The 7945-nt window shown below is 66.6% G+C and carries 14 protein-coding genes and 1 pseudogene; all 15 read left to right on the top strand.

Annotated elements, in window-relative coordinates:
- A partial coding sequence (gene rpsH / locus JF597_RS52115; protein WP_294013809.1) for a 30S ribosomal protein S8 occupies positions 1-231 on the top strand: 231 nt, incomplete at its 5' end.
- Positions 232-255: 24 nt separating this feature from the next.
- Positions 256-795, top strand: coding sequence for a 50S ribosomal protein L6 (gene rplF / locus JF597_RS52120; protein WP_046732374.1), 540 nt, complete (start codon positions 256-258; stop codon positions 793-795).
- A 3-nt stretch (positions 796-798) separates the two neighbouring features.
- A complete protein-coding gene (rplR, locus tag JF597_RS52125) occupies positions 799-1182 on the top strand; it encodes a 50S ribosomal protein L18 (RefSeq protein WP_030860987.1) in 384 nt (127 codons plus the stop codon).
- Positions 1183-1218: 36 nt separating this feature from the next.
- Positions 1219-1824, top strand: coding sequence for a 30S ribosomal protein S5 (gene rpsE / locus JF597_RS52130; RefSeq protein WP_094054455.1), 606 nt, complete (start codon positions 1219-1221; stop codon positions 1822-1824).
- A gap of 2 nt (positions 1825-1826) precedes the next feature.
- Entirely contained in the window at positions 1827-2009 is a 183-nt protein-coding gene (gene rpmD, locus JF597_RS52135) for a 50S ribosomal protein L30 (protein ID WP_003974250.1), read from the top strand.
- A gap of 2 nt (positions 2010-2011) precedes the next feature.
- Positions 2012-2467, top strand: coding sequence for a 50S ribosomal protein L15 (gene rplO / locus JF597_RS52140; RefSeq protein ID WP_294013837.1), 456 nt, complete (start codon positions 2012-2014; stop codon positions 2465-2467).
- A gap of 188 nt (positions 2468-2655) precedes the next feature.
- Positions 2656-3972: a preprotein translocase subunit SecY gene (gene secY, locus JF597_RS52145; RefSeq protein ID WP_294013840.1), complete on the top strand. Its 1317-nt coding sequence runs from the start codon at positions 2656-2658 to the stop codon at positions 3970-3972.
- Positions 3972-4637: an adenylate kinase gene (locus tag JF597_RS52150; RefSeq protein WP_294013843.1), complete on the top strand. Its 666-nt coding sequence runs from the start codon at positions 3972-3974 to the stop codon at positions 4635-4637. Before secY ends, JF597_RS52150 begins: the two co-directional genes overlap by 1 nt.
- Before the next feature lie 121 nt (positions 4638-4758).
- Positions 4759-5595 carry a type I methionyl aminopeptidase gene (map, locus tag JF597_RS52155; RefSeq protein ID WP_294013890.1) on the top strand — a complete coding sequence of 279 codons (837 nt, stop codon included), beginning with the start codon at positions 4759-4761 and terminating at the stop codon, positions 5593-5595.
- A gap of 235 nt (positions 5596-5830) precedes the next feature.
- Complete coding sequence (locus JF597_RS52160; RefSeq protein ID WP_294013846.1) at positions 5831-5995, top strand: hypothetical protein; 165 nt, start codon at positions 5831-5833, stop codon at positions 5993-5995.
- 223 nt (positions 5996-6218) lie between these two features.
- The gene (infA, locus tag JF597_RS52165) at positions 6219-6440 is read left to right on the top strand and encodes a translation initiation factor IF-1 (RefSeq protein ID WP_003948620.1); all 222 of its coding nucleotides are present in this window, start codon (positions 6219-6221) and stop codon (positions 6438-6440) included.
- 61 nt (positions 6441-6501) lie between these two features.
- A complete protein-coding gene (gene rpmJ, locus JF597_RS52170; protein ID WP_003998809.1) occupies positions 6502-6615 on the top strand; it encodes a 50S ribosomal protein L36 in 114 nt (37 codons plus the stop codon).
- Between the two features lie 190 nt (positions 6616-6805).
- On the top strand, positions 6806-7186 hold the full coding sequence (gene rpsM / locus JF597_RS52175) for a 30S ribosomal protein S13 (RefSeq protein WP_143627879.1): 381 nt from the start codon (positions 6806-6808) through the stop codon (positions 7184-7186).
- A gap of 70 nt (positions 7187-7256) precedes the next feature.
- Positions 7257-7661 carry a 30S ribosomal protein S11 gene (gene rpsK / locus JF597_RS52180; protein ID WP_003956432.1) on the top strand — a complete coding sequence of 135 codons (405 nt, stop codon included), beginning with the start codon at positions 7257-7259 and terminating at the stop codon, positions 7659-7661.
- Positions 7662-7805: 144 nt separating this feature from the next.
- Positions 7806-7945, top strand: a pseudogene (locus JF597_RS52185) (DNA-directed RNA polymerase subunit alpha); the annotation flags it as partial.

Genomic DNA, 7945 nt, shown 5'->3' on the forward strand with positions numbered 1-7945 from the left:
GGCAAGAACCTCGTCCTGGACCTGAAGTTCGGTCCCAACCGTGAGCGCTCCATCGCGGGGATCAAGCGCATCTCCAAGCCCGGTCTCCGGGTTTACGCGAAGTCCACCAACCTGCCGAAGGTGCTCGGCGGCCTGGGCGTGGCGATCATCTCCACGTCGCACGGGCTCCTCACCGACAAGCAGGCCGGCAAGAAGGGCGTGGGTGGGGAAGTCCTCGCCTACGTCTGGTAGCAGAAGGGAACGGAGGAAACAGCTATGTCGCGCATCGGCAAGCTCCCCATCGCGGTTCCCGCCGGCGTGGACGTCACCATCGACGGCCGCACGGTGAAGGTCAAGGGCCCCAAGGGCGAGCTGACCCACACCGTCGTGGCTCCGATCGACATCGCCAAGGGCGAGGACGGCACTCTCGCGGTGACCCGCCCCAACGACGAGCGTCAGAGCAAGGCCCTGCACGGCCTGTCCCGCACGCTGGTGGCGAACATGATCACCGGCGTGACCCAGGGTTACGTGAAGAAGCTCGAGATCAGCGGTGTCGGTTACCGCGTGACCGCCAAGGGCTCGAACCTCGAGTTCGCGCTCGGTTACAGCCACCCGATCCTGGTCGAGGCCCCCGAGGGCATCACCTTCAAGGTCGAGGCTCCGACCCGTTTCTCGGTCGAGGGTATCGACAAGCAGAAGGTCGGCGAGGTCGCGGCCAACATCCGCAAGCTGCGCAAGCCCGACCCGTACAAGGCCAAGGGCGTCAAGTACGAGGGCGAAGTCATCCGCCGCAAGGTCGGAAAGGCGGGTAAGTAAGCCATGGCATACGGGCAGAAGATCCTCAAGGGTGACGCCTACAAGCGCGCCGCGATCAAGCGCCGTCACATCCGGATCCGCAAGCGGATCGCCGGTACGGCGGAGCGTCCCCGTCTGGTCGTGACCCGCTCCAACCGCCACATCGTGGCGCAGGTGATCGACGACCTGAAGGGCCACACCCTGGCCTCCGCGTCCACCCTGGACGCGTCGGTGCGCGGTGGCGAGGGCGACAAGTCCGCGCAGGCCAAGCAGGTCGGCGCCCTGGTCGCCGAGCGTGCCAAGGCCGCCGGCGTCGAGGCCGTGGTGTTCGACCGTGGTGGCAACCAGTACGCCGGGCGCATCGCCGCCCTGGCGGACGCCGCCCGCGAGGCCGGGCTCAAGTTCTGAGCCGCTTGTAGCTAGCGGAAAGAGAGAGGTAATCCAATGGCTGGACCCCAGCGCCGCGGAAGCGGTGCCGGTGGCGGCGAGCGGCGGGACCGGAAGGGCCGTGACGGCGGCGCTGCTGCCGCCGAGAAGACCGCGTACGTTGAGCGCGTCGTCGCGATCAACCGCGTCGCCAAGGTTGTGAAGGGTGGTCGTCGCTTCAGCTTCACCGCGCTGGTCGTGGTGGGCGACGGTGACGGCACCGTGGGTGTCGGTTACGGCAAGGCCAAGGAGGTGCCGGCCGCCATCGCCAAGGGCGTTGAGGAGGCCAAGAAGCACTTCTTCAAGGTCCCCCGTATCCAGGGCACCATCCCGCACCCGATCCAGGGTGAGAAGGCTGCCGGCGTCGTGCTGCTCAAGCCCGCGTCCCCCGGTACCGGTGTTATCGCCGGTGGTCCGGTGCGCGCCGTGCTCGAGTGCGCCGGTATCCACGACGTGCTGTCGAAGTCGCTCGGCTCCGACAACGCGATCAACATCGTGCACGCGACCGTGGCGGCCCTGAAGGGCCTGCAGCGCCCCGAGGAGATCGCGGCCCGCCGTGGTCTGCCGCTCGAGGACGTCGCCCCCGCGGCTCTGCTCCGTGCGCGTGCCGGGGCGGGTGTGTGATCATGGCGCAGCTCAAGATCACGCAGGTCAAGTCCTACATCGGCAGCAAGCAGAACCACCGTGACACCCTGCGCTCCCTTGGTCTCAAGGGCATCAACACGCAGGTCGTCAAGGAGGACCGCCCCGAGTTCCGCGGCATGGTGCACACCGTCCGCCACCTCGTGACGGTCGAGGAGGTCGACTGATCATGGCGGAGCAGAACCCGCTCAAGATCCACAACCTCCGTCCGGCCCCCGGTGCCACGACCGCCAAGACCCGTGTCGGTCGTGGTGAGGCGTCGAAGGGTAAGACGGCTGGTCGTGGTACCAAGGGTACGAAGGCCCGTTACCAGGTTCCGGAGCGCTTCGAGGGTGGCCAGATGCCCCTCCACATGCGCCTCCCGAAGCTGAAGGGCTTCAAGAACCCGTTCAAGACCGAGTACCAGGTCGTGAACCTCGAGAAGCTGGCCGCGCTGTACCCGGAGGGTGGCGAGGTCACCGTCGAGGGTCTCGTGGCCAAGGGCGCCGTTCGCAAGAACAGCCTCGTCAAGGTCCTCGGCCAGGGTGAGGTCTCCGTGGCGCTTCAGGTGACGGTCGACGCCGTCTCCGGCTCCGCCAAGGAGAAGATCACCGCCGCCGGCGGCACCGTCACCGAGCTCGTCTGATCGTTTCGGGCGTCTCGATGACGTAAGCGAATCCCGACCGGGGATACCTCACAATGAGGTATCCCCGGTCGGTCGTTCCTAGGGGGGCAGTGCGGCCGGTAAGGTGGCCAGCACTGTTCTTTTTCCCATTCGTCGAACCTCAAGACCGTCACCCTTGACGCAGTTGCGCGGGGGTCGCAGGAGGCACCGTGCTCACCGCGTTCGCCCGGGCGTTCAGGACGCCCGACCTGCGCAAGAAGCTGCTCTTCACGCTGGGCATCATCGTGGTCTACCGGGTCGGTACGCACATCCCGATCCCGGGTGTGAACTACACGTCTGTGCAGCAGTGCGTGAAGGAGGCCTCGGGCAACCAGGGCCTCTTCGGCATGATCAACATGTTCAGCGGCGGCGCGCTGCTGCAGATCACGATCTTCGCGCTGGGCATCATGCCGTACATCACGGCCAGCATCATCCTTCAGCTGCTCACCGTGGTCATCCCGCGCCTCGAGGCCCTGAAGAAGGAGGGCCAGGCCGGTACGACGAAGATCACCCAGTACACCCGGTACCTGACGGTGGCCCTCGCCATCCTCCAGGGCACCGGTCTGGTCGCCACCGCGCGCAGCGGCGCGCTCTTCAACGGCTGCTCGGTCGCGTCGAGCATCGTCCCGGACCAGTCGATCTTCACGACGATCACGATGGTCGTCTGCATGACCGCCGGTACGGCCGTCGTGATGTGGCTCGGCGAGCTGATCACCGACCGCGGCATCGGCAACGGCATGTCGATCCTGATGTTCATCTCGATCGCCGCGACCTTCCCGTCCGCGCTGTGGGCTATCAAGAAGCAGGGCACCCTCGCCGACGGCTGGATCGAGTTCGGCTCGGTCATCGCGGTCGGCCTGGTCATGGTCGGGCTCGTCGTCTTCGTCGAGCAGGCCCAGCGCCGCATCCCGGTGCAGTACGCGAAGCGCATGATCGGCCGTCGCTCCTACGGTGGTACGTCCACGTACATCCCGCTCAAGGTGAACCAGGCGGGTGTGATCCCCGTCATCTTCGCCTCGTCGCTGCTGTACATCCCGGCCCTCGTGGCGCAGTTCGCGGGCGGCAACTCGGGCTGGAAGAGCTGGATCGAGCAGAACCTGACCAAGCAGGGTGACAGCCCCACGTACATCACCCTGTACTTCCTGCTCATTGTTTTCTTCGCGTTCTTCTACGTGGCGATCTCCTTCAACCCCGAGGAAGTCGCCGACAACATGAAGAAGTATGGTGGCTTCATCCCGGGCATCCGGGCTGGCCGACCGACCGCTGAGTACCTTTCGTACGTGCTCAACCGGATCACCTGGCCGGGTTCGCTGTATTTGGGGCTGATCGCTCTCGTACCGACAGTGGCGTTGGTCGGCTTCGGGGCGAGCCAGAACTTCCCGTTCGGCGGGACCAGCATCCTCATCATCGTGGGTGTCGGTCTCGAGACGGTGAAGCAGATCGAGAGCCAGCTCCAGCAGCGCAATTACGAAGGGTTCCTCCGCTGATGCGTATCGTCCTCGTCGGGCCGCCGGGTGCCGGTAAGGGAACGCAGGCCGTCCGCCTCGCCGAGATGCTGGGCATTCCGCACATCTCCACGGGCGACCTGTTCCGCGCCAACATCAGTAAGCAGACCGAGCTCGGCAAGCTCGCCAAGTCCTACATGGACGCCGGCAACCTCGTCCCCGACGAGGTCACCGTCGCGATGGCCAAGGACCGCATGGAGCAGCCGGACGCGGCGAACGGCTTCCTGCTGGACGGCTTCCCGCGCAACGTCTCGCAGGCCGAGGCGCTGGACCGGCTGCTGAGCGACGAGGGCATCGAGCTGGACGCCGTCCTGGACCTGGAGGTCCCGGAGGCGGAGGTCGTCAAGCGGATCGCCGGCCGGCGCGTCTGCCGCAACGACTCGTCGCACGTCTTCCACGTGACGTACAGCCCGCCGAAGCAGGAGGGCGTGTGCGACATCTGCGGCGGTGAGCTGTACCAGCGTGACGACGACTCCGAGGACACGGTCCGCACCCGGCTGGAGGTCTACCACACGCAGACCGAGCCGATCATCGACTACTACAAGGCGCAGGGGCTGGTCGTGACGATCTCCGCCCTGGGTCCGGTGGACGAGATCACGCAGCGGGCGCTGGAGGCGCTGAAGCGCGAGAAGGCCGAGAACAACTAGATCGCGGTTCTTCCGGCCGCGGTGCCCTTCCCCGGACCTCGTCCGGGGCCCCGGGGCGCCGCGGCCGTAGTGTTGTACAGGTAACCCAGTCCACGTGAGTGATGGAGAGCGCAGGCCGCCCATGGTGCAGATCAAGACCTCCGAGCAGATCGCCAGGATGCGGGCGGCGGGCCTGGTCGTGGCCGCGATCCACGCGGCGACCCGCGAGGCCGCGGTTCCCGGCGCCACCACCAGGGACCTGGACGAGGTCGCCCGCAAGGTGCTCGCCGAACACGGCGCCAAGCCGAACTTCCTCGGGTACGGCGGCTTCCCCGCGACGATCTGCACTTCGGTCAACGAGGTCGTGGTCCACGGCATCCCCTCCGACGACGTCGTCCTGAAGGACGGCGACATCATCTCCGTCGACGCGGGCGCGATCGTCGACGGCTGGCACGGTGACGCCGCCTATACGGCCTTCGTGGGCTCGGGTCACGCCCCGGAGCTGATCGAGCTGTCCCGGGTGACCGAGGAGTCGATGTGGGCCGGCATCGCGGCCGTCAGGCAGGGCAACCGCCTGGTCGACGTCTCCCGGGCCATCGAGACCTACATCCGTCGGCAGCCCAAGCCCGGCGGAGGCCGCTACGGCATCATCGAGGACTACGGCGGCCACGGCATCGGCACCGAGATGCACATGGACCCGCACCTGCTGAACTACGTCGACCGCCGCCGTGGCAAGGGCCCCAAGCTGGTCACCGGCTTCTGCCTCGCGATCGAGCCCATGGTCTCCCTCGGCACGCCCAGGACCGAGGTCCTGGAGGACGACTGGACGGTCATCACGACGGACGGCACCTGGTCCTCGCACTGGGAGCACTCCGTCGCCCTCACGGAGGAGGGCCCGCTGGTGCTGACGGCTCCCGACGGGGGCCGGGCGAAGCTGGCGGAGCACGGTGTCACGGCGGCGCCCGACCCGCTGGGCTGAAGATCGCAGATCTACGCCGAGAAGACGGGGTTGCCGGCTGTTCGCCGGGCAGCGTACACAGAGGTGAGTTAGCTCGATCGGGTCAGGGTCGGCTTCCGGGCCTGCGGTGGTCTGGGCCGTTCGGGCTACGGTGACCGTGCGCTCTGGGACGCCGGTTACGGCGCCGGCGTGCGGGGCCCCGCACGGGGTGTGCGGCTGAGGAGACTCACTTCCGCTCGGTCCACAGGAACGGTACGTGAAGTACTCGCCGCTGACGACGCACTACAACAACGGCGACCACTTCACCTACTACCGGGTCGCGATCAACGCGAACTCGAAGGACGGCACCGACATCTGCGTCCAGGCCCTCCTGGACGGCACGCACGATGACGGCACCGCCTGCGAGACCGTCGAGAGGTAAGCCGAGAGGCAAGCAGTAGGACGCGGTCGGGGGAACGACCGCTCGCCCCGTCCGTCGCGCATAACGTGCCGACGGGCGGGGCATTGTCATGGGCAGGTGCGGAGCGCGAGCGAGTTCGTCTTTTTCTGGGTGCTGACGTAGACTGACTCGTCGGCTCTCGTGCACTCGCATGTCCGCATGCCCCTCGTGAGTCGATCAAGGTAGTCGATTCGAAGGGCGAAGCGTGGCCAAGAAGCAAGGTGCCATCGAGATCGAGGGCACTGTCGTCGAGTCTCTTCCGAACGCCATGTTCAAGGTCGAGCTCCAGAACGGCCACCAGGTCCTGGCACACATCAGCGGCAAGATGCGTATGCACTACATCCGCATCCTCCCTGACGACCGGGTCGTGGTGGAGCTGTCTCCGTACGACCTGACGCGTGGCCGGATCGTCTACCGATACAAGTAGATCTTGCCCAGGCCCCGCGTGAGCGGGGCCGCCGGCAACTGACCCGGAGAACCTCAATCCCATGAAGGTCAAGCCGAGCGTCAAGAAGATCTGCGACAAGTGCAGGGTGATCCGCCGTCACGGTCGGGTCATGGTCATCTGCGAGAACCCGCGCCACAAGCAGCGCCAGGGCTGACGCAGGACCGATCCCTCTGCATCCATCGCAGAGATTCGCGCGACGCAAGCTGAATATGTTCATACGCAGAACCCAGGTGCCACGGCGCCTGACACCCCCGGTTCGGAGGCCGGGGACCCAGTTCGTACCTGACACGGCGGCTGGGAACCGGTTCTGCGGAAGACCTCCGAAGATCACCAGGAGCCATTGAATGGCACGCGTTTCCGGTGTTGACATCCCGCGCGAAAAGCGCGTGGAGGTCGCGCTCACCTACGTGTTCGGCATCGGCCGGACACTCTCGCAGCAGACGCTGGCCGAGACCGGCATCGACCCGAACACCCGCGTTCGCGACCTGACCGAAGAGCAGCTGGTCGCCATCCGCGAGTACGTCGACAGCAACATCAAGACCGAGGGTGACCTCCGTCGCGAGATCCAGGCCGACATCCGCCGCAAGGTCGAGATCGGCTGCTACCAGGGTCTGCGTCACCGTCGCGGTCTGCCCGTCCGCGGTCAGCGCACCAGCACCAACGCCCGCACCCGCAAGGGCCCGCGTCGCGCCATCGCCGGCAAGAAGAAGCCGGGCAAGAAGTAGTCCGCAGCGGACAACGCTTCATCAGCGGTCTTCGCTGTAGGACCGACCACCTCCCCGTAGGAGTTACTAGATGCCCCCCAAGGGTCGTCAGGGCGCTGCCAAGAAGGTGCGCCGCAAGGAAAAGAAGAACGTCGCTCACGGCCACGCGCACATCAAGAGCACGTTCAACAACACGATCGTCTCCATCACGGACCCGTCCGGCAACGTGATCTCCTGGGCCTCCGCCGGCCACGTCGGCTTCAAGGGCTCCCGGAAGTCCACGCCGTTCGCCGCGCAGATGGCCGCCGAGTCGGCTGCCCGCCGCGCCCAGGAGCACGGCATGCGCAAGGTCGACGTGTTCGTGAAGGGCCCGGGTTCCGGTCGTGAGACCGCGATCCGCTCCCTGCAGGCCACGGGCCTCGAGGTCGGCTCCATCCAGGACGTCACCCCGACCCCGCACAACGGCTGCCGTCCGCCGAAGCGCCGTCGCGTCTGACATCGCTTCGCAGGGCTGCTCGGGCGGTACGGCTCCGTAAGGGTCGTGCCGCCCGTACCCTTGCAGTACCCCGCGTCTTTCACGGGCGCGGTTCCGTCGGGCGTCAAATAGCGGGCGTCCACGAAAGAAGGATCTGATCCACACATGCTGATCGCTCAGCGTCCCTCGTTGACCGAAGAGGTCGTCGACGAGTTCCGCTCCCGGTTCGTGATCGAGCCGCTGGAGCCGGGCTTCGGCTACACCCTCGGCAACTCCCTCCGCCGTACCCTCCTCTCCTCGATCCC

This window comes from Streptomyces sp. (genome assembly GCF_019510245.1).
Taxonomy (GTDB): Bacteria; Actinomycetota; Actinomycetes; order Streptomycetales; family Streptomycetaceae; genus Streptomyces.